Annotated in this window: 19 protein-coding genes and 1 other annotated feature; of the genes, 8 read left to right on the top strand and 11 right to left on the bottom strand. The window is 39.0% G+C overall.

Features of this window, described 5'->3' with window-relative positions:
- Positions 1-32: 32 nt before the first annotated feature.
- The gene (locus JNUCC23_RS16710) at positions 33-512 is read left to right on the top strand and encodes a GAF domain-containing protein (protein ID WP_062176717.1); all 480 of its coding nucleotides are present in this window, start codon (positions 33-35) and stop codon (positions 510-512) included.
- 127 nt (positions 513-639) lie between these two features.
- Here JNUCC23_RS16710 and JNUCC23_RS16715 read toward each other — a convergent pair whose 3' ends face one another.
- Positions 640-2493 (bottom strand): sensor domain-containing diguanylate cyclase, encoded by a 1854-nt coding sequence (locus JNUCC23_RS16715; protein WP_454212517.1) that lies wholly within the window; start codon positions 2491-2493, stop codon positions 640-642.
- Between the two features lie 553 nt (positions 2494-3046).
- On the opposite strand from JNUCC23_RS16715, the gene rpsD reads away from it, so the two are divergent.
- Positions 3047-3649: a 30S ribosomal protein S4 gene (rpsD, locus tag JNUCC23_RS16720; protein ID WP_403069006.1), complete on the top strand. Its 603-nt coding sequence runs from the start codon at positions 3047-3049 to the stop codon at positions 3647-3649.
- A gap of 106 nt (positions 3650-3755) precedes the next feature.
- On the top strand, positions 3756-4424 hold the full coding sequence (locus JNUCC23_RS16725; protein ID WP_062176711.1) for a DNA alkylation repair protein: 669 nt from the start codon (positions 3756-3758) through the stop codon (positions 4422-4424).
- A gap of 244 nt (positions 4425-4668) precedes the next feature.
- Here the strand turns inward: JNUCC23_RS16725 and tyrS are convergent, their stop codons facing one another.
- Entirely contained in the window at positions 4669-5925 is a 1257-nt protein-coding gene (tyrS, locus tag JNUCC23_RS16730; protein ID WP_454212519.1) for a tyrosine--tRNA ligase, read from the bottom strand.
- Between the two features lie 55 nt (positions 5926-5980).
- Positions 5981-6199 (bottom strand) — a binding site (T-box leader).
- 137 nt (positions 6200-6336) lie between these two features.
- Between tyrS and JNUCC23_RS16735 the strand changes: the two genes are divergently transcribed.
- Positions 6337-9246 (top strand): transglycosylase domain-containing protein, encoded by a 2910-nt coding sequence (locus JNUCC23_RS16735; RefSeq protein ID WP_454212521.1) that lies wholly within the window; start codon positions 6337-6339, stop codon positions 9244-9246.
- Positions 9247-9378: 132 nt separating this feature from the next.
- Here the strand turns inward: JNUCC23_RS16735 and JNUCC23_RS16740 are convergent, their stop codons facing one another.
- Both JNUCC23_RS16740 and acsA read right to left on the bottom strand, forming a co-directional pair.
- Positions 9379-10767, bottom strand: coding sequence for an L-cystine transporter (locus JNUCC23_RS16740; RefSeq protein ID WP_062176702.1), 1389 nt, complete (start codon positions 10765-10767; stop codon positions 9379-9381).
- A 454-nt stretch (positions 10768-11221) separates the two neighbouring features.
- Positions 11222-12940, bottom strand: coding sequence for an acetate--CoA ligase (acsA, locus tag JNUCC23_RS16745; protein ID WP_454212523.1), 1719 nt, complete (start codon positions 12938-12940; stop codon positions 11222-11224).
- A 126-nt stretch (positions 12941-13066) separates the two neighbouring features.
- Between acsA and JNUCC23_RS16750 the strand changes: the two genes are divergently transcribed.
- The 3 genes from JNUCC23_RS16750 to JNUCC23_RS16760 are packed head-to-tail and all read left to right on the top strand — an operon-like array spanning position 13067 to position 15108.
- Positions 13067-13699: a GNAT family N-acetyltransferase gene (locus tag JNUCC23_RS16750; protein WP_454212525.1), complete on the top strand. Its 633-nt coding sequence runs from the start codon at positions 13067-13069 to the stop codon at positions 13697-13699.
- A 31-nt stretch (positions 13700-13730) separates the two neighbouring features.
- Positions 13731-13973 (top strand): hypothetical protein, encoded by a 243-nt coding sequence (locus JNUCC23_RS16755; RefSeq protein WP_454212527.1) that lies wholly within the window; start codon positions 13731-13733, stop codon positions 13971-13973.
- A complete protein-coding gene (locus JNUCC23_RS16760) occupies positions 13939-15108 on the top strand; it encodes an acetoin utilization protein AcuC (RefSeq protein WP_454212529.1) in 1170 nt (389 codons plus the stop codon). Before JNUCC23_RS16755 ends, JNUCC23_RS16760 begins: the two co-directional genes overlap by 35 nt.
- Before the next feature lie 259 nt (positions 15109-15367).
- Here JNUCC23_RS16760 and ccpA read toward each other — a convergent pair whose 3' ends face one another.
- From ccpA to JNUCC23_RS16780, 4 genes are all read right to left on the bottom strand, one after another.
- The gene (gene ccpA, locus JNUCC23_RS16765; protein WP_454212531.1) at positions 15368-16369 is read right to left on the bottom strand and encodes a catabolite control protein A; all 1002 of its coding nucleotides are present in this window, start codon (positions 16367-16369) and stop codon (positions 15368-15370) included.
- A 450-nt stretch (positions 16370-16819) separates the two neighbouring features.
- Positions 16820-17728, bottom strand: a complete 909-nt coding sequence (locus JNUCC23_RS16770; protein WP_403068979.1) for a methyl-accepting chemotaxis protein — start codon at positions 17726-17728, stop codon at positions 16820-16822.
- A 468-nt stretch (positions 17729-18196) separates the two neighbouring features.
- Entirely contained in the window at positions 18197-20632 is a 2436-nt protein-coding gene (locus tag JNUCC23_RS16775; RefSeq protein WP_454212533.1) for an EAL domain-containing protein, read from the bottom strand.
- 726 nt (positions 20633-21358) lie between these two features.
- Positions 21359-22438, bottom strand: a complete 1080-nt coding sequence (locus tag JNUCC23_RS16780; protein WP_062176684.1) for a bifunctional 3-deoxy-7-phosphoheptulonate synthase/chorismate mutase — start codon at positions 22436-22438, stop codon at positions 21359-21361.
- Between the two features lie 246 nt (positions 22439-22684).
- Here JNUCC23_RS16780 and JNUCC23_RS16785 point away from each other — a divergent pair, with 246 nt between their 5' ends.
- Positions 22685-24838, top strand: a complete 2154-nt coding sequence (locus JNUCC23_RS16785) for a cell division protein FtsA (protein WP_454212536.1) — start codon at positions 22685-22687, stop codon at positions 24836-24838.
- Between the two features lie 110 nt (positions 24839-24948).
- On the opposite strand, the gene ytxJ is transcribed toward JNUCC23_RS16785, so the two are convergent.
- The 3 genes from ytxJ to JNUCC23_RS16800 form a co-directional block, all read right to left on the bottom strand.
- Positions 24949-25275 (bottom strand): bacillithiol system redox-active protein YtxJ, encoded by a 327-nt coding sequence (gene ytxJ, locus JNUCC23_RS16790; RefSeq protein WP_403068968.1) that lies wholly within the window; start codon positions 25273-25275, stop codon positions 24949-24951.
- Positions 25276-25356: 81 nt separating this feature from the next.
- Positions 25357-25935 carry a YtxH domain-containing protein gene (locus JNUCC23_RS16795; protein WP_454212538.1) on the bottom strand — a complete coding sequence of 193 codons (579 nt, stop codon included), beginning with the start codon at positions 25933-25935 and terminating at the stop codon, positions 25357-25359.
- A gap of 50 nt (positions 25936-25985) precedes the next feature.
- Positions 25986-26489 carry a DUF948 domain-containing protein gene (locus tag JNUCC23_RS16800; RefSeq protein WP_454212540.1) on the bottom strand — a complete coding sequence of 168 codons (504 nt, stop codon included), beginning with the start codon at positions 26487-26489 and terminating at the stop codon, positions 25986-25988.
- Positions 26490-26679 lie beyond the last annotated feature (190 nt).

A 26679-nucleotide genomic window follows, 5' to 3' on the forward strand; every position in this document is an offset into this window, starting at 1 on the left:
TGTATTTTTATCATGAAGCAGGGGGAATGTTTATGTTTAATGTCGAACAATATACAGGGAGTAAGCAAGAGAATTACTTGCTTGCTGAGAAACAACTAATCGCACTTGTTGAAGGGGAGCCCAATCGAATCGCGAACCTTAGTAACGCTTGCGCTCTTCTTAACCAGCTTTTAGATGAAGTAAACTGGGTCGGTTTCTATTTAGCGGAAAATGATGGATTAGTACTCGGACCTTTCCAAGGTTTACCAGCCTGTATTCGCATACCATTTGGTAGAGGTGTTTGTGGGTCTGCTGCTGCTGAACGTAAAACGTATCGTGTAGAAGATGTTCATCAATTCCCAGGGCATATTGCATGTGATGCCGCTTCCCGTTCAGAAATTGTCATCCCACTCATAAAAGGAGACGAATTAATCGGCGTCCTTGATATAGATAGTCCGATTACGAATCGCTTCGATGCTATAGACGAAGAATTGCTAGAGAAATTCACGCATACATTAGTGAAGTATTTGTAATTTGAAAATTGCAAGACTATTGAAAAATATCGGAGATTATCTCAAAACAAAAGGGTCTGGCCTCACACTGTAAAAAGTGTGAGACCAGACCCTTTTGGACATCCAAAAGCGGGTATTATTATAAGGACTAGTCTTGAACGAGCACTTTATTTTTTCCTGTATTCTTAGCAACATACAAAGCATCATCCGCACGCTTAAACAGGGCTTTGACGTGATCGTTGTGTCCATTCGTCCAATAGGAGACCCCACATGATATGGTCACTTTCGGGTCCGTTTGTTCGCTTACCTTCTCCTGAATTCGCTGTGCAATCCCTTGTCCGACGTGTATGGAGACATTTGGCAGATAGATTGCCAACTCCTCGCCACCCCATCTTGCCCCAATATCCGTTTCTCGCATGCTCGATTGGATGATTACGGAAACCTGAATGAGAATATCATCACCTATTTGGTGACCGTGGGTATCATTCACTTTTTTAAAATCATCGATATCCACCAAAATAAATGTTCCTCTTTGATCTTTTTCCATCGACTCCAACATTTTCTCATCTAAATAACTCCGTGAATACAAACCTGTTAAATGATCGGTAATGACCATTTTCTCCAGTTCTTCGCGCAGCATCGAATTCGCCAAGGCAAGGCTCGTATGGTGAATCAATGATTGCAGCAGTTTGAATGTTTCAAAAGAAAAATAATAGGGATCTTTATGTAAAACAAGTGCGAATCCGTGTACTTGATCACTCTCCATCATCGGAACAGCCATCATCGAATGATACTTCACATCTTTGTTAGGGATTTTCAGCTGTAAATCGCTAATGAACAGGGATTCCGTAGTGGAACAAATCTTTTCCTTCAAGAAATCGACGTATAATCCCATTTGATCAGAATGAAAAAATTCTGTGCTGCCCGTCAAGAAATTAGCCGTTCCATCGGGTAGAATATACACAAACCCCACTTCATCCGCATGGAAGGAATCGGTAATTTGATTTCTCATGAACTCCATCGTTTCACTTAGACGCAGATTTAAATTCAATCTATGGGATGTTTCATTAATAAGCTGCAAATCAGATATTAAACGGCGAGATTGCTGGTACAGCTGTGCATTCTCAAGAGCGCCACCAGCGGTATTGGCTAATAAAGAAATAAATTCGACTTCCTCCTCTGGAAACATACGAGCATTTGGAGCAATGACTTGAAGAATTCCATACACGCCTTGTTTTCCTTTCAGCGGTGCATATAGATTTGTTTTTCGTGCAGCCAGCTCGTCTTCGATTTGAACAGTTCCTGTAACATACGCTTGCATAACTGCCACATTCTCACCATCATAGCCGAGATCCTTTATCGGAAGGTTTTCGTGGTTTGCATTATCATGGGAAAGCAGAAGAAAATAGGTGAAAGACGGATACATTTCTTGTAGTGTTGAGATAATTTCGCCGAGTACCGCATCCATACTCATGGATGAATGAAATTTTTCAGTCACGCGAAACAGCTGTTTATAGCGCCTTCTTTCACTCGTAATCTCTGAAATATGTATCGCCGTATTTAAGATTTTCATCAGTTCTCTTGAAAACGCCTCGCCTTCTTCTGAAGTGATCTTTTCAAAAGAACCAGGAACCCTTTCTTTTAATGCAAGCAGTCCCACTAATTCATTTTCGCGTTTTAGTGGCAAATACAGATGGAAACCCTTTAATGCTTCTATTTGAAAATCTTTATAAGAATACGGTTCACAGTTATTAAATACTTCAATGCTTCCTATCGGGATATACTTTCGCTCCTGATCACGCTCGGTAGAAGCCTCAATATGTAAATACTTGAGACTATAGTCTAGCTTAAAGTAGGTAACTTCTTCAGCGTAAAAAGCGTCGCATATCTCAAGCACAAATTTTTCAAGAAAAGAAGTGTCTTCCATTCTTCCCTTTGAATCATCCATTTGATTAATTAATAACGATTTTAATTCATATAGTAACTGAGTCATACTTCTCATCTTTATCTCATCCCTATACAAGTAATGCTGAAGCTTTAAAACCTCACTAACAAACAGTAAAATAGAACTACTAGTTTTCCGTTTTTTTCTATATTATTCATTATATACTTGTATGTATAAAATATCTTTATAATTTTTTAGAAATTTCTATTAACTAAACGTAAAGCGCATGTTTTTAGACCTGATTCTTTATGCCTATAAAGTGAAACTTCAATCAGTGGGGGGTTTACTACCCATTAATGCGGGGTAAATTGTTCAAGCTGAAACATTCTCATTTTAAAGTAATTTTACCATGATGATTTATTTTGTACATCACTAACTACACGGAAATACACTTGACTATATTTCTTTTAAATTATATACTATTACTTGTGTAAAATAGTGCAGCCTATGTGAGTGCTTTTACGGTCTCATTTTGTTCCTCTTTATAGAGGTGTACCCCGTAACCCTCAGCTGCTAGGGCGAAGATACATGAAAACAAAATGACCATAATCGTGAATCGCAACGGTTTTTATTTTACCCAAATAAAAACATTTGAAGGAGGAGTCATACTATGGCTCGTTATACTGGCCCAAGCTGGAAATTATCCCGTCGTCTTGGAATTTCCCTTACAGGTACTGGTAAAGAATTAGAGAAGCGTCCTTACGCTCCTGGACAACATGGTCCAAACCAACGCAAAAAACTTTCCGAATACGGATTGCAATTACAAGAAAAACAAAAACTTCGCCACATGTACGGAGTTACTGAGCGTCAATTCCGCTCATTATTCGACCGTGCAGGTAAACTACAAGGTGTACACGGTGAAAACTTCATGATTCTTCTTGAATCTCGCCTTGATAACGTTGTTTATCGTCTTGGTTTAGCTCGTACTCGTCGTGGATCACGCCAACTTGTAAACCATGGTCACATCCTTGTTAATGGAAAACGCGTTGATATTCCATCATTCAAAGTGTTACCTGGACAAACAATCTCTGTTCGTGAAAAATCACGTAACCTAAGCACAATCAAAGAATCAATCGAAGTAAATAACTTCGTTCCTGATTTCTTGACTTTTGATGCTGACAAATTAGAAGGTACTTTCACTCGTTTACCAGAACGTTCTGAAGTTCCTGCTGAAATTAACGAAGCACTTATCGTTGAGTTTTACTCTCGTTAATCGATTTTGTTTTCGGCCCTCATCCTTGGATGGGGGTTTTTTTATACATCATTCCTGTTTTAGTAGAAACGTCATTAGTCAAATCTGACATATCATGGAGGAGCTTATGGATTTTTATATTCAAAAATTAGAAAAATTATATTCTGAACACGCCGAGACAGAATATGCAATGTGGTCTAAAAAATATATGAGAAATCAATTTGATTTTTTAGGGATTCGAACGCCCATTCGAAGAAAATTGACTAAGCAATTTTTGCAAGAATACGGATTACCGTCAAAAGAGAACCTTGAAACGGTTATTCTTACGTTATGGGAAAAACCAGAACGAGAATACCAAAAAGCAGCCCTTGATATCTTGGAAAAAACTAAAAAAGACCTTACTCCCGCTGACATGCCGTGGCTAGTCAGTTTACTCAAAAGTAAATCTTGGTGGGATACGATCGATGTCCTATCCCCTCATATCTTTGGCTATATGTTTTTACAATACCCCGAACTTGTTTCCTCATACCCTGATCAATGGATTGACGATGATTATATTTGGTTACAAAGATCTGCGATTCTTTATCAACTCTACTATAAAGAGAATATGAATGAAAAACGGCTGCATAACTACATTCTACGCCAAGCACACAGCAATGAATTTTTTGTACAAAAAGCAATCGGCTGGGTATTACGGGAATACGCCAAAACGAACGCTTCTAGTGTTCAATTATTTGTCGCTCAAAACCAATTAAAACCGCTGAGCAAGCGTGAGGCATTGAAACATCTGTCTTAGAAAGTTTTATTCCGAGCTGGAACCTGAAATTGGCGGACTAAAATGTGGACTTTACGAGACGCTTTTCTGATTTTTAATCCTACATGTGCACTTTTCAAGCCAATTTTCTAATTTTTAAGCCAAACCGGAATCCTACTCGATCGATCTAATATGACTGTGCCTCCTAACAAAAAGGTCAGAACCCTACATCTACTATTAAACCGGAATAACGGTGTATAGAGTGTGAGGCCTGACCCTTTAGCTATTATTTAATTAGCGTATATTTCTTTTTACCGCGACGAACAAGCATGAATTGCCCTTCAATCTTATCCGCTTCTGTTACGATATATGCTAAGTCTGTCACTTTTTCTCCATTAATAGAGATCGCACCATTTTGGATGTCTTCTCTTGCTTGACGTTTAGATGGTGAAATATTTGCTTCAACAATTAGTTCAACTACGTTAATGTCATCCGTATTGTTTCGGCTGAAACTTGGCACGTCTTTGAATCCAACTTGAATCTCTGAAGCACTTAAGTTTTTCACGTCTCCACTGAATAAAGCTGCGGAAATCTTTATCGCTTGGTCCAAAGCATCTTGGCCGTGGATCAGACGTGTCATTTCCTCTGCCAACGTTTTTTGTGCTTTACGCAAATGTGGTTCGCTTTCTACGGATTGAGCTAACGCTTCAATCTCTTCATGTGATAAGAATGTGAAGAATTTCATGTATTTCACTACATCCGCATCTGCCGCATTAATCCAGAACTGGTAAAACTCATAAGGCGTCGTTTTCTCCGGGTCAAGCCAGATTGCTCCACCTTCTGTTTTCCCGAACTTTGTGCCATCCGCTTTTGTCACAAGTGGAATGGTCATCCCGAATGCTTTAACAGCTTCGTCGTGAGATTTACGAATCATTTCCAGACCCGTTGTAATATTGCCCCACTGATCACTTCCACCAATTTGCAGTTTACAATTATGATTGTCGTATAAATGATTGAAATCGATTCCCTGTAAAATCGTGTAGGTGAATTCTGTAAATGAAATTCCCGTTTCCAATCGTGAAGCAATCGTATCCTTCGCTAGCATGTAATTAATGCCAATATACTTCCCGTAATCACGCAGGAAAGTAACCATATCAATCTTGCCAATCCAATCATAATTATTTAACATGATTGCGCCATTATCACCATCAAAATCGAAAATCTTCGTTAATTGACCCTTTAGGCAATCGGCATTATGCAGAACCGTCTCCAATGTTTGCAGGGAACGCTCTTCTTTTTTTCCACTCGGATCACCAATTAACCCTGTTGCTCCACCCACTAAAACAAGCGGACGATGGCCATGCTGTTGAAAACGTCGTAATGTTAAGAATGGCAATAAATGACCAATATGCATACTATCTGCTGTCGGATCCACGCCACAATATAACGCAATTTTTTCTTTTTCTAAAAGTTCTTTCATTCCCACTTCATCTGTTTGCTGATAAATAATCCCTCGCCATTCTAAATCTTTAAGCAATTCCATGTGATTTCCTCCTGTTTTTTAAAAAAATGACAAATAAAAAACGCCCCTTCATAAATGAAGGGACGAATATATTCGCGGTACCACCCAACTTGAGGACATACTTCATCCTCCGTCTTAAAACCGTTAACGGCGGTCTACCGTTTACTGCTACTTAACGTTCACAGCAAATGCTCAAGGAAGTAATTCATCAAAACTATGTGTACCGATTCACACCTTCCACCGGCTCTCTAAAACAGGGATAGTTTGACTACTTTAGTCCTCTCATTGCTTTCCTAATAAAATTCTAGTTAATGATTTTTTATCATATATTAAATGCTATGTCAAGTTCAACAACCTATAGAAATACTTGAAAATCCCCCTTCTAAATACGGATATATGCTATAATGTATCTGATTTCAGGGGGTATGATAGATGAAAAATAATGAAAATGAGCCTATATCATTTTGGTTGAAATTCACCAATTTCTTCCGTAGTAAAACAACGCAAAAATACTCCAGAGTTACATATCATGTAGTTTGGAATATCCTGCTTTTGTTTATTATAGTCCTTGTTTTAGGATTTTCCTTTGCTGGCGGTGTAGGTGCAGGTTATTTTGCCGCTTTAGTCAAAGATGAGCCGATTCGCACAAAAGATGAACTCAAAAAAGATATTTATAATTATGAAGAAGCATCAGACTTATATTTTGCTGATAACATTTTTCTCGGGAAGTTAAAGTCCGATCTTGAGCGCGAAGAAATAACCATTGATGAAATGTCACCACACTTGCTAAACGCCATCATTGCAACAGAGGATGAATACTTTAATGAGCATGAAGGTGTCGTACCTAAAGCCGTTATGCGCGCCATTTTTCAAGAAATGACAAATGCACCCGTTCAATCCGGTGGAAGTACATTAACACAGCAATTGATCAAAAACCAAATATTAACGAATGAAGTATCCTTTGATAGGAAAGCGAAAGAAATCTTACTCGCACTTCGAGTGGAAAATTTCTTAGAAAAAGATGAAATTCTGCAAGCATACCTAAACGTATCAACCTTTGGCAGGAATTCCTCCGGCCAGAATATCGCGGGTGTCCAATCGGCAGCTAAAGGTATATTTGGAATCGACGCAAAAGACCTTTCCATTCCACAGGCAGCATTTATCGCCGGTCTAGCTCAAAGTCCTTTTCGTTATACGCCTTATACGCAAAAAGCTGAGTTGAAAAGTCCAGAAGGTATTGAGCCAGGATTAGTTAGATTGAAAACTGTACTTAAAAGAATGCGTGATGGAAATTATCTTACGGAACAAGAATACAACGATGCTCTGAATTATGATATTACGAAAGACTTTATCGGACCGAAAACAGCACCTTCCAAAGTATACCCTTGGCTGGTCGTAGAACTTGAAGAACGAGCAATCGAGGTTCTTTCGAATATTCTTGCAGAGCAATCCGGATATGAAAAAGCGGATTTAGAAAAAGATAATGATTTAAAAGAACAATATACAACACTAGCAAGAAGAGAACTGAAACAGAATAATTACAAAGTCCATTCAACCATCAACAAAGATATGTATGATAAGATGCAAAAAGTCGTTAAAAACTATGAATATTATGGCAGGGATAAGCCCCAAGAAGTGACCGACCCTGAATCTGGTGAAAAAGTCACTGTTCAGGAACCAGTCGAAACAGGAGCCATTCTCATTGAAAACAAAACAGGAAAGATTCTTTCTTTCGTCGGCGGTCGCAATTTTGATCGAGAGCAGACCAACCATGCAACATCAGCCAAAAGACCAAATGGATCGACGATGAAGCCGCTTCTAGTATATGCACCTGCATTTGAACTAGGATATATCTCACCTGGATCTGTCGGAATTAATGTACCTATTTCAATTGGTGGCTGGCAACCGAAAAATGCCGGAGAAGGGTATACTGGATTAACAAACGCCCGGAAGGCACTCGTTAACTCCTACAATATTCCTGCAGTAAGCTATTATATGGGCATCTTAAATCAACGCCCGGCAACCTATCTTGATAAAATGGGCTTTACCTCGTTAATTGATATCGACTATTCAATCCCTTCCTTAGCGTTAGGAACACCTACAAATGGGGTAACGGTTGAAGAAAATGTGAATGCATTTACAACATTTGCTAATGACGGACAATTCATCGACGCCTACATGATCGACAAAATCGAAGCGAAAGATGGCACAGTCATTTATCAACACGAAGCGGCTCCGGTAGAAGTCTTTTCACCGCAAACCGCTTATCTTACACTAGATATTATGCGAGATGTCATATCAAATGGAACAGCACGATACTTAAATGGAAGGTTATCTTTCTCATCTGACTGGGCTGGAAAAACAGGAACGACGAACAATACAGAAGATGCTTGGTTCGTTGCTACAAACCCGAACGTAACATTTGGAACATGGATAGGTTATGATACACCAAAGAGAATTGATAATAAATATAAAGGACTTACGTATAGCCAACGAAATATTAAGCTATGGGCAAGTTTAGTCAACTCAGCTTACAGTGTAAATCCTGATCTCATTGGACCTAAAGGCAAATTTGAAAAACCAGCAGGTGTTGTGACTCGTTCCTTCTGTTCAATATCAGGTTTACTTCCATCTGATGCTTGTTCAAATGCCGGATTGGTCGAAACGGATCTATTCAATGTAAAATATGTCCCAACAAAAGTAGATCATAGCTTTATTAATGGGCAATATGTCTATGCTGGTGGTGGTCGCTACTTGGCACATTCTCAGACACCAAGCGAATTTACAAGTGGCGGCTACATGCTGAATCCTGAGTATCTCGATAAAATCGGTGGAAAGTACATTAAAAATATAAACGATTTACTATCTAAATATAATACTACCGGGAATATGATTGTCACCGGTTCAACACTTTCTGATAACGGTAAGACGCCTGCTGCACCAACACTTGCATTAAACGGAAGCAGTATTAATTGGAATTCTCATCCTGAAAGAGATGTTGTCGGATACAGAATCTATAGTAATGGTCAAAGAGTGGCCAGTATTCGTTCCAACGAAAGCCTAGCATTCAGCATTCAAAACGGAACGTATTATGTGACAGCAGTTGATATCGTTGGTAAAGAATCACCTCCTTCTAACGCAGTTACTAAACAAGAAGTGAAAAAGCAGGAGATTCCAAGTGAAACAGTAGACACTAGCAAAGAGCAAACAAATCAAGAAGCGAAGCCAGAAGAAAAACCGGTTGAAAAACCAGTAGAAAAACCAGTAGAAACAATCCCTGAGGGTACTACCCCAGAGACACCTACAGAGCAACCAGCCAATCCTGAAAATCAGGGAGTATAAACAAAAAACGAGGCTGTCCCGTAAAAAGGGGCAACCTCGTTTTTTTCAGGTTTGTTGTAAATTCACGCTTCAAGAGATTGTTCAAAAAGAAAAAAGAATGCCGACAACACTGTCGACATTCTTCTACCTTTTTTACGCCTCTACTTCAATCGATGTAGACTCATTAAAGTAAACATCTTTATCCAAATCACCAGTTACTTTACTAGTAAGCACACCAGCGGTCATACTTCCACTTACATTCAGTGCTGTACGTCCCATATCAATTAACGGTTCAACTGAAATAAGCACACCAGCAAGTGCAACTGGAAGATCCATCGCCGATAAGACAATCAATGCGGCAAAAGTTGCTCCGCCACCAACACCAGCGACGCCAAACGAACTGATGGCAACAACAAGAATAAGCGTCACAATAAACGAAGGTGATAATGGATTAATCCCAACAGTAGGTGCGACCATTACAGCTAGCATCGCCGGATAAACTCCCGCACAACCGTTTTGACCAATCGATAATCCAAACGAACCAGCAAAGTTTGCGATCCCATCAGAAACCCCTAATTGTTTCTGCGTTTTAATATTTAACGGCAATGCGCCTGCACTTGATCTAGATGTGAAGGCAAACGTTAGTACCGGAAATGCCTTTTTCAAGTATTTTACTGGACTTAATCCACTTAAAGATAGCATCAACAAGTGAATCAAGAACATAATGATTAACGCAACATAAGAGGCAATGACGAATTTACCAAGCTTGTAAATAGCATCAAGATCACTTGTAGCAACCGTGTTTGTCATAATCGCCAAGATGCCGTATGGTGTTAATCGTAGGATTAAAGTAACGACACGCATAATTAATGAATAAAAGACATCCACGATTTTCGCAAACATTTCTGCATGCTCTGGTTGCTTCCTTTTCACTCCCAGAAAAGCAAAACCTAGAAATGCGGCGAAGATAACAACCGCGATCGTTGAAGTCGAGCGAGCACCCGTTAAATCAAGGAACGGATTAGCAGGGAAAAATTCAAGAATTTGCTGTGGCATTGTTTTCCCTTCGAGTGAAGCCCCAAATTTCTCTTCCAGTTGAAGACCACGATCCATCTCTGCTTGACCTTGCTCAATTTGTACAGCTTCTAAATTGAATACTGTAGCAGATCCAATGCCGATTGCCGCCGCAATAGCCGTTGTACCGATTAGAATGCCTAAAATTAATGTACTGACTTTCCCAATATTATTAGTAAGCTTTAACTTTGTAAACGCTGAAATAATCGAAATAAAGACAAGTGGCATAACAATCATTTGCAGGAATTTCACATACCCGCTACCGATAATGCTGAACCAGCCAACCGAAGAAGCAATGACTTCAGAATCTGGGCTTGAGAAAAGTTGTAGAACGAATCCAAATACAACCCCCAAACCTAATCCGGTAAACACTCTTACCGTAAATGACATATGCTTCTTTTGCATATAAAATAAAACAGCTACTAATACTAGCATAATAGCAATATTCAATAGTACATATCCTAACATGTATACCCCTCCTGAACCATTATAGTTTCTTATTCGTATAAGATAAGTTGGTTTTGATCTTTCATTACTATAATACGATTTACATTAGATTACTAGTACTTTGCTTAAATAATTTTTTTGAAATAATGTGAACCTTCCATCAGTCGGTTTCCCCTACTGTTCACTAGTCCCGCTCTACCGCCACTAATACCTTGTTAAGCGAGGATACACTTCAAAATGATAGCGATTGGTGCGACAATATAGCGTGGTGTAGATTTCTTTAGTGTATTACAGTCAGTTATACCAGATAAAGTGAAACTTCCATCAGTTGGGTTTTTTTTCATCCCCCACCTATTTATTTCTTGAGTCTCTCACAAAAATTGAGGTGGGGGTTTTACAGCCTGTTAAACAGGATAAAAAAATCCTCTTAAGCACTCACAAAATGCCTTAGAGGATCTTTTTATTTTACATATTGTTAATCTTCCATTGAAGACAAATCTCCTGTTGGTAAATCAAGCTCCCATGCTTTAAGCACACGGCGCATAATTTTTCCGCTTCGTGTTTTTGGTAATTTTTCACGGAATTCAATTTCCCTTGGAGCCGCATGAGCTGCTAGTCCTTGCTTGACAAATGTTCGAATTTCTTCGATTAACTCTTGTGTAGGCTCATATCCATCTCGAAGCGCGATGAACGCTTTAATAATTTCCCCGCGTACTGGATCTGGCTTACCGATGACACCTGCTTCTGCAACGGCTGGATGCTCCACAAGCTTGCTCTCTACTTCAAATGGTCCTACACGTTCGCCTGACGTCATGATCACATCATCGACACGCCCTTGGAACCAGAAATATCCTTCTTCATCCATATACGCAGAATCTCCTGACACATACCAATCTCCCGGCATAAAGTAAGATTCAAATTTTTGCTTATTATTCCAAATCGTCTGCATCATAGACGGCCAGCCCTTCTTAATCGCTAGATTCCCCATTCGATGCGAAGGTAGCACATTTCCTTGATCATCGACAATCGCAGCCTGAACCCCAGGAATCGGTTTACCCATGGAACCTGGTTTAATGAGCATGCTCGGATAATTACAAATTAATTGTGCGCCTGTTTCTGTCATCCACCAGGTATCATGAATTCGCTTATTAAAGACCTTCATCCCCCACCGGACAACCTCAGGATTCAACGGCTCACCCACACTTAGAACATGGCGCAATGAACGTAAATCGTATTGCTTCACAGCTTCATCTCCCGCACCCATCAGCATGCGGAATGCAGTTGGAGCACTATACCAAACCGTTACCCCATAATCTTCAATCGTTTTATACCAGGCTTCTGGCTTAAAACGACCGCCTACTACCACATTCGACGTTCCCGTTAGCCACGGCCCAAATATGCCATAAGAAGTTCCTGTTATCCAGCCAGGATCTGCGGTGCACCAATATACATCCTCTTCTTGCAAATCCAGTACCCATTTAGCAGTTTGATAGTGCTGTATCATGGCATTATGTACGTGCAGGACACCTTTTGGGTTCCCCGTCGAACCAGATGTATAATGAAGAATCACTCCATCCGTTCGGTCCACCCATTCAATCGCGAAGTTCTTATCTGCTTCTGCTACTTTTTTCATAAAATCATACTGCGTTTCGGTTTCTTCAATATTTTCTCCAACAATAAAAATATGTTTTAAATCGGGAAGCTCATCTACAGGAACGCGCGATAGTAAAGCCTGCGTTGTAATTAACACTTTAGCTCCACTATCAGTCAAACGATCCCGAACAGCGCCCTCCATAAAAGCTTCAAAGAGCGGGCCGACAATTGCACCTGTTTTGATCGCGCCGAGCACCGCAAAATAAAGCTCTGGTGAACGTGGCATAAAAATAAACACACGATCTCCTTTACTGATATTTCCATACTCCTTAATTACGTTTGCTGCTTTATTTGACCATTCTTTCATTTCCTTAAATGTATACTTTTCGGCACGTTGATCATCTTTGTAATAGAGGGCCACTTTATTTTTCCGGAATGACTCAGCGTGGCGATCGATTGCTTCATATGCAAGATTTACCTTTCCTGTTTTAGACCAAGTAAATTCCTTCTCGACTTCAGACCAGTCGAAATGCTTGTAAGTATTCTCATAATCTTCTAGATTATAATCCCCTTTTACTGATGGTAACGCTTCCAATTTCATAAATATTCATCCCCCTTTGCATACTTTCTAGACTGATTATAATATAATTAACCTTTTTTCACAATTTTTTTAATATTCTATTGTTTTATGTATAATGAAAGTAACAGTTTTTTAGGTGGTGAAAATGTGGAACACAACAAGACGTATCACAGAATAGAAGTTACAACAATGCAACAAACATTAATTATCGAAGGGCCGATAACAGCAACTGAACTACAATCTTATGAATTCCACAAGGACTTAGTTGCATTTCGTCCCGCAATACAGCAACATCAAGCTTTAATTGAAATTGCGGATCTTCCTGAAGGCCGGATTATCATTGCCCGAAGTGAGAACATAATCGTCGGCTATGTGACCTACTTATATCCAGACCCGCTGGAGCGATGGTCTGAGATTGAAATGCCGGATTTGCTTGAACTTGGAGCCATTGAAGTCATCCCCGATTTCCGTGGAGCTTCTGTCGGAAAAAATTTAATACGAGCATCCATGATGGATGAAAGCATGGAAAATTATATCATTATAACGACGGAGTATTATTGGCATTGGGATTTAAAAGGAACAGGCTTGAATGTGTGGGAGTACCGAAAAGTGATGGAAAAAATGATGAACGCTGGTGGGCTTGTTTATTATGCAACAGATGATCCTGAAATAAGCTCACATCCAGCTAATTGCTTAATGGCGCGAATTGGCAAACACATTCCCCTTGAGTCCGTTCAGAAATTTGATCGGCTGAGATTTATGAATCGTTTCATGTATTAATGTTTACGTACATTTAGGAGGAATTGAAAGGATGATTGCACAAATCAAGAAACAGGATATCATCAATCTTACTAAGATCCTCATCATACTATGGCCTGACTTGTTGCTATCACACATACGCCTACCTCGTTCTCGATTTGAAGGAAAAGATCTGAACAATATTGGCGTACTGTATGAAGTATTAGCCATTTTCGGGAAAGTAATCAGGTTTTACGGCCCACTGCAAAAAGGAGCTAATCATGAAAAAAGATGCCATATTCATTTATTCAGATGAGCTATTAACATACAAATTCCATGATCATCACCCTTTCAACCCAAAACGGCTAGAGCTCACCCTTGATTTATTACGAGCGCATGAAGCAATAGCTGAGGAAGATATCATTAAGCCAAGAATAGCGACAGACGAAGAGCTTCAATTGATTCATGACCCCAAATATGTAAACGCAGTCAAACTTGCCGGCCTTGGAAAGCTCTCTTTGGAAAAAGCGGAGAATTTTGGCCTTGGCACCGAGGACACGCCTATTTTCAAACATATGCATGAAGCAAGTGCGTTATTGGTCGGCGGCACCCTGCAAGCTTGTGATTATGTCATGACAGGACAAGCCAAGCACGCTTTAAATCTAAGTGGTGGTCTACATCACGGTTTTCGGGGAAAAGCTGCTGGGTTTTGCATCTATAATGACAGCTCTGTAGCCATTAAATATTTGCAGCAAAAATATCATGCGCGCGTTTTATACATTGATACTGACGCCCATCATGGTGATGGCGTGCAATGGGCCTTCTACGATGATCCAGATGTCTGTACGCTATCGATTCATGAAACAGGGCGTTATTTATTTCCCGGTACTGGAAATATTCATGAACGCGGACAAGGGAATGGCTATTGTTTCACGTTCAATATTCCTGTTGATGCGTTTACAGAAGATGATTCTTGGCTTGATGCCTACCGAACTTCTTTTAAAGAAATTATTGAGTATTTCAAGCCTGATGTAATCCTTACTCAAAATGGTGCAGATTCACATTATTACGATCCTTTAACACATTTATCAGCCACCATGCGGATTTTCAAAGAAATTCCTAAGCTTGCCCATGAACTCGCCCATCAATATTGCGGGGGGCGCTGGATTGCTGTGGGGGGTGGCGGCTATGATATTTGGCGGGTCGTACCGAGAGCTTGGTCATTTATTTGGTTGGAGATGACCGATAATAATAAAAATTCAGGACCATTGCCACAAAATTGGATTAAACGTTGGCAAACAGAGACATCTGTCACACTCCCAGCTACTTGGGAAGATCCAGAAGGTATCTATAAACCGATACCTAGACGAGAGGAAATAACAGAGACAAATGCACAAACCGTTTCAAAAGCATTATATCCCATTCGGGCAAACAAATCGGCTTCACCATAGGAATTCATGCGCCTAAACAGCACAAAATACCTATGAGCGTCTTCTCTAAAGTCCAACAAAAAGGTTCAGGTTCTAAAAACAGTATCGCCTTATGAAGGTGGCAGTGCGGAACTGATTTTGCGAAGCCCCGCCCCTTTTCCACAGAAAAAAGAGGCTGTCTCATTAAAGCCCTAACCTCGTAATCCACACAGCATATTTACCAGTATGCTGTGTGGATTACGAGGTCTAACAATAGCTTTTGAGACAGCCCCATATCTTCTTATTTTGTTGATTGTCTTTCTTCAATTCGATGAGGAAGAATAACAGCCTCTTGTCCTTCGACTGTTTCTTTGTTCATCAATTTCGTCAGCAATCTCATTGAAACAGCCCCGATATCATAAAGTGGCTGGACAACAGTTGTAACATGCGGACGCACCATTAAAGTCAGACGTGTATTATCAAAACTGATAACTTGGAAATCTTCCGGGACATTGTAGCCTTTATCTTGCGCGCCATGAACAATTCCAAGTGCCATCTCATCTGTACCAGCAATAATCGCAGTCGGTTTAGATTGAGATTCAAGTAGTTTGTCTAATGATTCGATTCCTGAATCATAGGTATAATCCCCTTCGACAATCCATTCTTCGTTATACGAAATATTAGCAGCTTCTAATCCACGCTTATAGCCATCTAACTTCTTTTTGGTAATTGGATCTTCAAGGTTACCGCCAACAAAAGCAATTCGAGTATGCCCTTTCCCTGTAAATGTCGATACTGCATCAAATGCTGCAGCTTCATAGTCGATATTAACAGATGGAATTTGCTTCGTATCCTCAACCGTTCCCGCAAGCACGATCGGAACAGGTGACTTTTGGAACTCTGAAATATGAGTCTCCGTAATGTTAGATCCCATGAATACAATTCCATCCACTTGTTTCCCAAGCATCGTATTCAATAAACGTAACTCTTTATCTTGATTTTCATCAGAGTTACTCAAGATGATATTATACTTGTACATCGTGGCAATATCCTCAATCCCACGTGCCAATTCCGCATAGAAAATGCTTGAAATATCGGGTATAATCACACCAACCGTTGTTGTTTTTTTACTTGCTAGTCCTCTAGCAACAGCGTTTGGACGATACCCCAATCGATCAATGACTTCCGATACTTTCTTCCTTGTTGCTGGTTTAACATTTGGGTTGCCGTTGACAACACGAGATACGGTAGCCATAGAAACACTTGCTTCACGCGCAACATCATAAATTGTAATATTATTCACCAAACCACTCCTTCACTACTATCATTTTGCATTTACTTATTCTAGATACCTAAATTCATTGAAATAATTATAATTTCTTACTTTATCCTGTTCAACTAACAACCAGTATGGAACTACACCCCACTAGCGGTAGTTTCACTTTATTAAAAGTATACATGCCAAGTCAAAAAGGCACTGTCCCTATCTTTTAAACATTATGAGATTTCATGCCGTACACTATAAACGTCTTATTAGAAAAACATACAAATTATAACATACTTTTCGACAAAACTCTCTATTCATTCCTAGAAAATAGTTAATAACTAGATGTGTTTAGTAAAGATTCCTTTAATCATACGATAAGTAGCGCATTACTGCAACGTATCTATCTATTATTTGCATACAAACCTTATGAATTGATTTTTTTTATAAAAATATAACAATAAAGTCGTTTAAATCTTAAGTTCTGCATTAAATAATTTTTGTGAATTCTTTTGCCTGTACATCCAACGCTTCGGCTGATGATGAAATTTGTGTGAAATCCTTCATTGCTACTTGAATTTTCATTTGGCTTTTTTCAACATTTTTATCTACACGATATATACCATTAGTGATATTTTCGATTTCTTTGATGATCGCCTCAATACTGTCTCGCACTTCTATTATAGAATGTTCTACTTTTGAGGAAAGCTTACGTACTTCTTTAGCGACTACATCAAACCCGCGACCATACTCACCAGCATGCGCTGCCTCAATTGCTGCATTGAGCGCTAATAAATTAGTCTGCGCCGCAACATCACGAATCGTTTTTACGATGCCTCTGATTGAATCTGCCTTCTTTTGTAGTTCATTTAAAGTATTCGTGTTCTCTACAGACACTTCAGCAATTTTGTTGATGCCGATAAGAAGTTCTTTGCTACGTTGAATACCCATTTCAGCACTATCACTCAATTCTTCCGCCATTTTCTGTAAACTATCCGCCAATTGCGAAATCATATTTTGCCTTTCTGTTATATTCGTTGCCACTTTCAAAATACCTATAACAGTTCGGTCATCTTCACCTAATATAGGCATATATGTTGCTTCCAGCCACACTCGGTTTCCTTCTGCGTCCATTCGCTCAATTTTATCTTGAAACTTTTTACCAGATAATAATTCTTGCCAAAACGATTCATATTGTGGACTATTCACAAAGTCCTGAAAACAAAAGTTCCTGTGATGCAAACCATACATTTCCTCTTTTTTGTAGCCCATAGTTCGAGCAAAAATGTCGTTGACATAAACAACATGGCGATCAAAATCAAAACGAATAATTGCTAAATTAGAATCTATTGCCTTAAATACCAATCCGTCATTTACTTCTTCATGTTGTACAATCATTCAAATCCCCCTGTTTTTCTAAGAAAATTGGACACTCTATTTTTCCTAATCCCTTTTCAATAGATTAGATCATGTCCGAAACATTATAATAAATATAAGGATCTTGCCATTAACAATGATTACGCCAGAATACTGATGTTCGAAATTCTATCAAAACCCTAAACAGGGCAATGGAATGGGTTCAGTAGCTCGCTATGCAATCTCCTACTGTTCCAGGCAATGATCACTTGCTTCCATATCACGCTATCCATCCATTCTGCTAGGATTGATTCTGTTATAAATATTAGAAGATCCGTTCAAACAGCGTAGAAACAAATATACTCTATTACTGATGTCGTTCTTAAACAACTTTATTATGATGAAACATTAACTGCTATTCCTGAAAAACAAAATTATTCGCTTATTGAATTAAAGAATCCAACAGTTATAGAAGTAAACATGGGCTAGATCTTTCAGATTTTTAATACATCATTGAATCTTAGATAAGAATTGTTCTTTAAATACAGTTGACATTTCTTCAGCAGAAATAGGTCGGCTAAAAAAGTATCCTTGGGCTTCGTTACATTGTCTTTGTTGAAGGAAATGAAGTTGTTCTAACGTCTCAACACCTTCGGCAATCACTTTTAGATCTAGGTTATGAGCCATATTAATAATAGTATCAACAAGGGAAGCATCCTTAAGATCAGTAAAAATATTCGAGGTGAAAGTCTGATCAATCTTTAAAGTATCGATGGGGAAAGTTTTTAAATAGCTTAGAGAAGAGTAACCCGTTCCAAAATCATCTATTGATAAATGAATCCCCATTTCTTTTAATTGATGCATTGTGGAAATCGCATGCTTTGAATCTTGGATAATACTTTCCGTAAGCTCAAGCTCAAGATACTTGGAATCAAGTCCCGTTTCCTTTAGCGTTTTGCTGACCATTCCAACTAAATTACTTTGTTGGAATTGACGGGAAGAAATATTAACAGCTATTCTCACAGGTGGAAACCCCTTATTCTGCCAAGATTTATTTTGAAGGCACGCCTCATAAAGTACCCACTCGCCTATTGGTATGATTAATCCAGTTTCCTCCGCTAAAGGGATAAAATCAGCAGGAGAGATCGTTCCCCACTCAGGATGCTGCCAGCGGATAAGAGCTTCCAGACCAATCAATTCCCCGGAATTTACATCAACTTGAGGTTGGTAATGAATCATAAATTCATCACGTTTCAACGCTTTCCGTAATCCAATCTCTACCTGCATTTTTTTTGAAACCATTTCGTTCATATCAGGTGTGTAAAACTGAAAGCTATTTTTCCCTTGCTCCTTTACACGGTACATGGCCGTATCAGCATTTTTAATCAAAGTCTCTATATCCCTACCATCGGACGGATATAGAGCAATCCCAATTGATGGTGTCACAAACATCTCATCTTCATTTAGCACAATTGTGTGACTGAATAAATCTACTATTTTCTGAGCACTTTTAGTAACGTCTTCAGATGTAGTATTGGGAAGGAGAACAATAAACTCATCTCCACCTTGACGGCAAACTGTATCCATTTTACCCACGCAGGCTTGAATACGCTTGGCAACCTCAATCAATAAGTGATCACCTACAGCATGTCCTAATGTGTCATTAACGAACTTAAAACGATCCAAATCGATAAACATAATACCAATAATATGCTTATTTTCATTTGCCTGATCAAGTGCTTGAGTGAGGCGATCATTTAACAAATGACGATTGGGCAGTCCTGTCAAATGGTCACGATAAACCATTTGGTTGATTTTTTCTTCAGCCTGTTTTCGTTCGGTGATATCTCGAATAATGCTGCTGAAGTAGAAATTTCCTTCCTCTTGCCAAGTGGCAAGGGAGAGCTCTATCGGAAATTCATCTCCATCTTTCCTGAGTCCTTGTAATTCGACCGTTTTTCCAATGACACGGGGTTCACCTGTAGAAAGGTAACGTTCCATCCCCTTTTGATGAGCTTCTCTGAATCGTTCGGGTATAATGATCTGTAGTTTTTTACCCAAGACTTCTTTATCCTGATGTCCAAAAATGAATTGGGCTCCCTTGTTCCATGAAATAATAGCACCCTTGCTATCGGCTAAAATAATGGCATCGTTAGCAGACTCTATGACTGAGCGAAACTTTCTTTCTGACTCTATGGATTGAGACTCAAATCGTTTTTCAATAAAAGTACTAATGAACACCAATCCTAATATGATTAGCATGCCAATTCCAATAGAATAGGCTAAAAGGGTACTATCGAATGTTGGTCCTGACAAGCTAAGTTGATGATGATGAGGTTTGAACTTTGCAGCTGCCATTCCGGTATAGTGCATACTCGAAATAGCGATCCCCATTATTAGGGCACTGCCAGCTTTTCTCCACCATATTCTTGGTGTTTTGGGGTTCTGACTTACATCAAACAATAGATATAGAGCTATTAATGAAGCAAAAAAAGCGATGATGACGGAAAGTACCCATAAAAAGGGATTATATTCAATAGACGCCCCCATCTCCATTGCTTCCATTCCTATGTAATGCATGGAAACAATTCCTGTCGCTATAAAAAGGGACCCAAGGATCACTGATGCTGTACCTAGAGAAGGTCTACTAACAATATGTAAAGCTATCCCAGATGAAATAATGGCAGGGATAATCGAAACAATGACCCAGGTTAAATTGTACGTGACTGGGATCGACAAATGGAATGCAAGCATGGCAATAAAATGCATGGACCATATGCCCATCCCCATCGCAAACGCTCCGCCAAATAACCATATGAATCGTGCAAAACCTTTTGCCTTATTTATTCGAATTCCTAGATCTAGTGCAGCAAATGAATCAATAATAGCGATAATAATAGAAAGAAGAACAAGGGGGAGATGATAGGTACTTGAAATTATTTCCATATAATATATTTTATTCCTCCCTTTAGGCAGCAAAATAAAACCAACCACGAACCAAAACTCACTCCAAAATCAAAGTTCCTTTAAAACGACTGAAAACCATTTTTCAGAAGGGCTTAGTTACGTAAAACAGTCCATTTTCTTAGCGTACAAAAATACGAAATGTTTGCGAGACCCCATTTATTAATAACATACCTATCTCTATCATTTTTCAGAAAATTTATACTACCAAATTATATTAAAAACTAAGTCTTTTGTCACATTTATAATAGAGTACAAACCAATCAAATGTAAAAATCAAGGTATTTTCTGGTGTTCAGTGAAAATAAAGTTGTTTTCTCAAACGACGTAAAGTCGCATTCTTCCATTGAAAAGTAAGCGTAAAACAATCCCTAACTGTCAAAAAAACAGATGAGGATTTATTTTACGCTTACGTCCTTTCCACTATGGCCCGATTGTGGAAGAACATAATGGGCATTTTTAAATAGCTTTATTGTAAATGTAACAACTTGATTATGTTTTGAACGACTTTATTGTCAATCAACAAAAAAACGACAATACGTTCGAATGTCCTCGCCTTTTTTTCAAGACACGAGAAAAAAGAGAGGCTGTCCCAAAAGCGTCTGACCTCACACTCTATATACCGTTTATTGTATCTTGTAAACGATATATAGAAGATGTGGTGTCTAACTCTTTTATTATGGGACAGCCTCTCTTTAGTAAATCAATTTATACAGTTACTCTAGTCAACATTTTTTGAATTTCTTTATAAAACTCATCAAACTGTTTGAAGTCCATTTGCTGCGCAGAGTCAGATAGTGCGACTGCTGGATCAGGGTGAACTTCTGCCATTACCCCATCTGCACCAATTGCTATAGCTGCTTTTGCAGTTGGAAGCAATAGATCACGGCGACCAGTTGAATGTGTAACATCAACCATGACAGGTAAATGCGTTTCTTGTTTTAAAATTGGAACAGCTGAGATATCTAATGTATTTCTCGTTGCTCTTTCATACGTACGAATTCCACGCTCACAAAGAATGATGTTGCCATTCCCTTGTGCCATGATATATTCAGCTGCATGGATGAACTCATCAATCGTAGCAGCAAGTCCGCGTTTTAAAAGAACCGGTTTATTCACCTTTCCAGCAGCTTTTAATAGATCAAAGTTTTGCATATTTCGTGCACCGATTTGAATCACATCAACATAATCAAGCGCTGTTTCAATATCATTCGCGCTGACAATTTCACTGATAACAGCTAAGTCGTACTTGTCACCAACTTGCTTCAATATTTTTAATCCTTCAAGGCCAAGACCTTGGAAATCATATGGAGAAGTACGAGGTTTATAAGCACCACCGCGAAGTAGTTTAAGCCCTTTTGCTTTGACTACTTCAGCAACCTGAGCAACTTGTTCGTACGATTCAACGGCACAAGGACCAAACACAAAGCTTGGAATACCATTTCCAACTAGCTCGCCCTTCAAGTCAACCACTGTATTTTCCGCTTTTTTCTGGCGAGATACAAGCAACGCTTTCTTCTGATTCTCTTCTTGTAAACCTAGACCCATTTTAAAGATTTCTTTGAAAATATGTTTAAGTGATGCAAGATCTAGTGGCCCTTGGTTATGATCCTCAATTGAATCCAACATTTTTCGTTCACGAACCGGATCATATCGGTTAATCCCTTGTTTTTCTTTCACTTGGCCAATTTCTTGTACAAGTTCAGCACGTTTGTTAATAAGATGTAATAACTCCAAATTCACATCATCTAATTTCTCACGCAAAAGTTCCAAATCATTATTACTCAAAATAATCCACCCTTTCCTTTCCGGTTAACCAATTAAAAAAACAGAGCTGCTTCATGATTTATGAGAGGCTGGCAAGTTTTTATCATTCACGTCCGGAATCTGTTATGAATTGAAAAAATATGTTACTGTTTTTATATAATTTCATTTATTATAAATGAAAATTTTTGAATTGTCACTATTTTTTTCTTTATTAATTAAACGCTTTTAAGCATTAAAGTATATTTCAGTCTAAAGAAGGTGTTCTTTGTGCACGAAAAACTATTCGCGCTTGATATTGGTACTCGTTCCGTTGTAGGAATTATTTTAGAAAAAACGGCTGATTCATTTGAAGTAACAGATATTGTTTCAATGGAACATCGTGAACGGGCTATGCTCGACGGGCAAATCCACGATGTGATCGCTGTCTCGAAGGTCATTCAAGCCATTAAAGACACATTGGAAAAGAAACACGGCAAACTTACCAGTGTATCGGTGGCTGCAGCCGGACGTGCACTTAAAACAGAGCGTGCCGCAATCAGCATTGATATTAAAGGAAAACCGATGCTCCAGCACGATGATATTCTTCATCTTGAATTAAGTGCCGTTCAAATAGCGCAAGCCGTTGTGGCTGAAAAAAACAACTCCAATTCAAGCCATCATTATTATTGTGTCGGATACTCTGTTTTATATTATCGACTTGATGGTCAAGAAATCACAAGCTTAATCGATCAAAGTGGTGAACAAGCCTCTGTGGAAATTATTGCAACCTTCCTTCCAAAAGTGGTTGTTGAAAGTTTACTTGCCGCTTTGAAACGAGCAGATTTACATATGCAAGCATTGACGCTTGAGCCAATTGCTGCCATCAATGTACTGATCCCACAGTCGATGAGAAGACTAAATGTCGCGCTCGTGGATATCGGAGCCGGGACTTCTGACATCGCCTTAACAGACTCAGGAACCGTAATTGCCTATGGTATGGTACCGATTGCTGGCGATGAAATTACTGAAGCCATCAGTGACTCATTTCTACTCGATTTTCCGTTAGCAGAAACCGCTAAGAGGCAGTTGATTGATCAGGATATAATCACTGTAACCGATATTCTAGGGTTTGAGACGGAAATACCAAGGACTGAAGTAATCGAAAGCATCATGCCTTCCATTGAAAAATTGGCAGACACTATTTGCGAGGAAATTTTTTCTTTAAATAACAATAAGTCACCAAAGGCTGTGATGCTAGTTGGCGGTGGCAGTCTAACCCCCAAGCTTCCTGAAATTCTGGCTGACAAATTAAATCTTCCGAAAAATCGTGTCGCGATCCGAGGGATTGAAGCCATTGGACAGCTCACAATTGCCGATCATGTACACCGTGGTCCTGAGCTCGTTACACCAATCGGCATTGCTATAGCCGCTCATAAAAGTCCGATTCAATATATGGGCGTGAACGTGAACGGTCAAACGATCCGTCTCTTTGATATGAAAGAAATGACAGTAGGGGATTGTCTGCTAACTGCGGGGATAAAATTGAATAAATTGTATGGAAGACCTGGCATGGCCATGATGGTTGAGTTCAACGGCCAATTAATTACGATCCCAGGCGAGCATGGGACAAAACCGATCCTAACAATAAACCACAAGGACGTATCATTAGATTACATCGTTCAAGATGGCGATGAAATCACAGTCCAGCAAGGGGAAGATGGTCGGTCACCTAGATTGGCGATTATTGACCTTTCAGATGGATTGCCAAGTAAACAGGTCACGATTCATGGCGTTTCACACATCATTCATGCCGAACTACGCCGTAATGATCAGATTGTTACAGGAGAGGAATCCCTTCATGACAATGATAAAATAACATGTACGATGCCAGGAACACTAGAAGAACTTTTTACTAAGACCAATGAAGAACATCTGTTGAGAAGTTTACAGCCATTTACGGTTAATGTGAATGAAAAGGAAGTTCCCCTCCCTTTATTCGGTGGCAAGATTGTCAAAAACGGTATTCTAACAAATCCTGCAAGTTCATACGAAGATGGTGATGTGATTGAAATGATTCAGTCATCCCAGCCACTTACTACTGACTTGGCATATGCAATGAAAGTTCAGCTCACATTTTCGATCCCGGTTGCATTCAACGGAAAAAAACTACAGCTAACTAAGAAGCTCGCTCAGTTTTATCGTAATGGACAGCCCTTAACGAATGAAGATGTCATCAACCAGGAGGATATGATTACCCTCGTTCAACATAAAATGGAGCCGTTTATTTTTCAGGATGTATTCATGCATATTGACATTGACATGCCAGAACACACAAATGGAGGATTTCTGTTACTAAAAAACAATCAAGAAACAACCTTCAACGAAACGCTTGCTCCTGGAGATGAACTAAACATCCTTTGGCCGACACCATCACCGAAATAAAGAAAAAAAAGGTCAGACCTTACACTTTATATACCGTTTATTAAGTCATATAAACGATTTATAAGAGATGTGGGTCTGGCCATTCATTACAAAATATCTTCTTGTTAACTTTAATCCCTTACTGCCTCTGTCAGCGAATCCACAGTGATTCTCCAATGTGACTCATTCCAAGCAGGCTTGCCAGCTTTAAAATAAATCGCTTGTGGTGATTGGTGTTTCACATCGAAGGTTTCCGCAATATAAGCAGAAAGCGGACGTGCTTCCTGAACAGCTAAATAAGCTGTCTTAACATCATTGTGCTCATCAATATACCTTTGATACTCTGTAAAGGCCTCCGCGCTAACAGGGCACGTTAAACTATGCTTAAAGAGAAGGAATGAATCCTCTTTAACTAATTCATTAAACTGTTCTTCTGTTTCAATTTTCACTAATGTCATCTCAGCAACTCCTTTTTAGGTATGATCACAAAAAACCGGCGCTGAAATTAGCCTATCACTTCAGCGCCAGTTTTGACAAATTTACTGTTTATACTTCGTTTCTGTTTCTTCAAATGCCTTTTCAGTCTCATCAAGCAGTTGAGCTGCACTTTTGTTACCCGTTTTAGGATCCTTAGCTGTCGACTTTTCTGCATCTGGTACATGTTTCACTTCAACACTTTTGATTTTTGAACGATGACCGAAACTTCCTTTATCATCTGCTAAACTTTCGATACCTTCTTTTTTACTTAATTCTTCCCCTGTTTTAACGCCAGGCTTTAAGCTTGATACTTTATCCAATAAGTCAGAACCTTTATCACTAACAAGTTGTGTTACAGAACTGCCTTTTTCTTTAGCCGTTTCGGCAATTCCGCTGCCTTTTTCAATCGCAATACGACGAAATTTTTCTGTTTTCTCACTTATTGATTTCGCTTGTTCAGTGACGTCGCTCCTCAATTCTTTCCCCGTTTTAGGAGCCATGAATAAGGCACAGCAAGCACCAATAACGCCTCCAACAACAGCTCCAACGATAAATCCTGAAGAGTTACCAGAATTACGCTCTTCATTTGCCCTTTCGTAATCCTTCGTATAATCCTTAACCGGGAATTCTTTTTGTGCCATGTTCATTCTCCTCTCAACTTTGTATTTAATTGTTTTCTTTTTCTTACGTATTATCTAGAACGTAAGAAACGCTTTTTTACTACTTTGTCTGATTCTAAATCCTCCTGTTGACTGTAAAATGGTTCGTTAGCTGACATAGTCTGCTTTTTCTTAGATTTCCACTTATCGCGGATTTCCATCGCAACATTTGTCCACTGAACAATCTGAGAAATCTTATCTTGATTATTCTCGATTTCATGCTGTACCTTATTTGAAACTTTTTGAACAGATGTATTAAAGCTTTGGATGGAACTTCCCACATCCTTCACTGCATCTACCACGGTATTTAAGTTTTCTGATTTTTTTTGTAAATCTTCTGCGAGTGCATTTGTTTTATGCAATAATTGCGTCGTCTCAAGTGACACACCTTGCATTTGGCTTTCTAGCCCAGTTAGTGTTTTCGACACACTATCAAGTGTAAATTGCAGCGATTTTAACGTTTTGGCTAAAAAAACAACTAAAATGAAAAAAGCAATTGCGAAAACGGCAGCACTCAAGTATAAAATGATCTCCATATCAATACCTCCGAAAAATGTCTCACTTATGTTTACACCATATTTTGTCTGTTCTTATCAATACCCTTTCCGTTCTGAGATAAACATCATCCCTAAACATTTTCCACAATTATGATACATATTCCTTCCTCATCGTAGTCTTAGAATAACAAATTTTTTCACGAGTGAAAATTATTTCTCCTCTCAAACC

The sequence above is a fragment of the Peribacillus sp. JNUCC 23 genome (assembly GCF_053653995.1).

Excerpts from the sequence above, each read along its gene's own strand:
- JNUCC23_RS16710 (WP_062176717.1), top strand. The coding sequence starts at position 33 with ATGTTTAATGTCGAACAATATACAGGGAGTAAGCAAGAGAATTACTTG.
- tyrS (WP_454212519.1), bottom strand. The coding sequence starts at position 5,925 with ATGGAATTGCTTAAAGATTTAGAATGGCGAGGGATTATTTATCAGCAA.
- JNUCC23_RS16725 (WP_062176711.1), top strand. The coding sequence starts at position 3,756 with ATGGATTTTTATATTCAAAAATTAGAAAAATTATATTCTGAACACGCC.
- ytxJ (WP_403068968.1), bottom strand. The coding sequence starts at position 25,275 with ATGACATTAGTGAAAATTGAAACAGAAGAACAGTTTAATGAATTAGTT.
- rpsD (WP_403069006.1), top strand. The coding sequence starts at position 3,047 with ATGGCTCGTTATACTGGCCCAAGCTGGAAATTATCCCGTCGTCTTGGA.
- JNUCC23_RS16800 (WP_454212540.1), bottom strand. The coding sequence starts at position 26,489 with ATGGAGATCATTTTATACTTGAGTGCTGCCGTTTTCGCAATTGCTTTT.
- JNUCC23_RS16770 (WP_403068979.1), bottom strand. The coding sequence starts at position 17,728 with ATGATTGTACAACATGAAGAAGTAAATGACGGATTGGTATTTAAGGCA.
- acsA (WP_454212523.1), bottom strand. The coding sequence starts at position 12,940 with ATGAAATTGGAAGCGTTACCATCAGTAAAAGGGGATTATAATCTAGAA.
- JNUCC23_RS16775 (WP_454212533.1), bottom strand. The coding sequence starts at position 20,632 with ATGGAAATAATTTCAAGTACCTATCATCTCCCCCTTGTTCTTCTTTCT.
- JNUCC23_RS16755 (WP_454212527.1), top strand. The coding sequence starts at position 13,731 with ATGATTGCACAAATCAAGAAACAGGATATCATCAATCTTACTAAGATC.
- JNUCC23_RS16760 (WP_454212529.1), top strand. The coding sequence starts at position 13,939 with ATGAAAAAAGATGCCATATTCATTTATTCAGATGAGCTATTAACATAC.
- JNUCC23_RS16715 (WP_454212517.1), bottom strand. The coding sequence starts at position 2,493 with ATGAGAAGTATGACTCAGTTACTATATGAATTAAAATCGTTATTAATT.
- JNUCC23_RS16740 (WP_062176702.1), bottom strand. The coding sequence starts at position 10,767 with ATGTTAGGATATGTACTATTGAATATTGCTATTATGCTAGTATTAGTA.
- JNUCC23_RS16735 (WP_454212521.1), top strand. The coding sequence starts at position 6,337 with ATGAAAAATAATGAAAATGAGCCTATATCATTTTGGTTGAAATTCACC.
- JNUCC23_RS16795 (WP_454212538.1), bottom strand. The coding sequence starts at position 25,935 with ATGGCACAAAAAGAATTCCCGGTTAAGGATTATACGAAGGATTACGAA.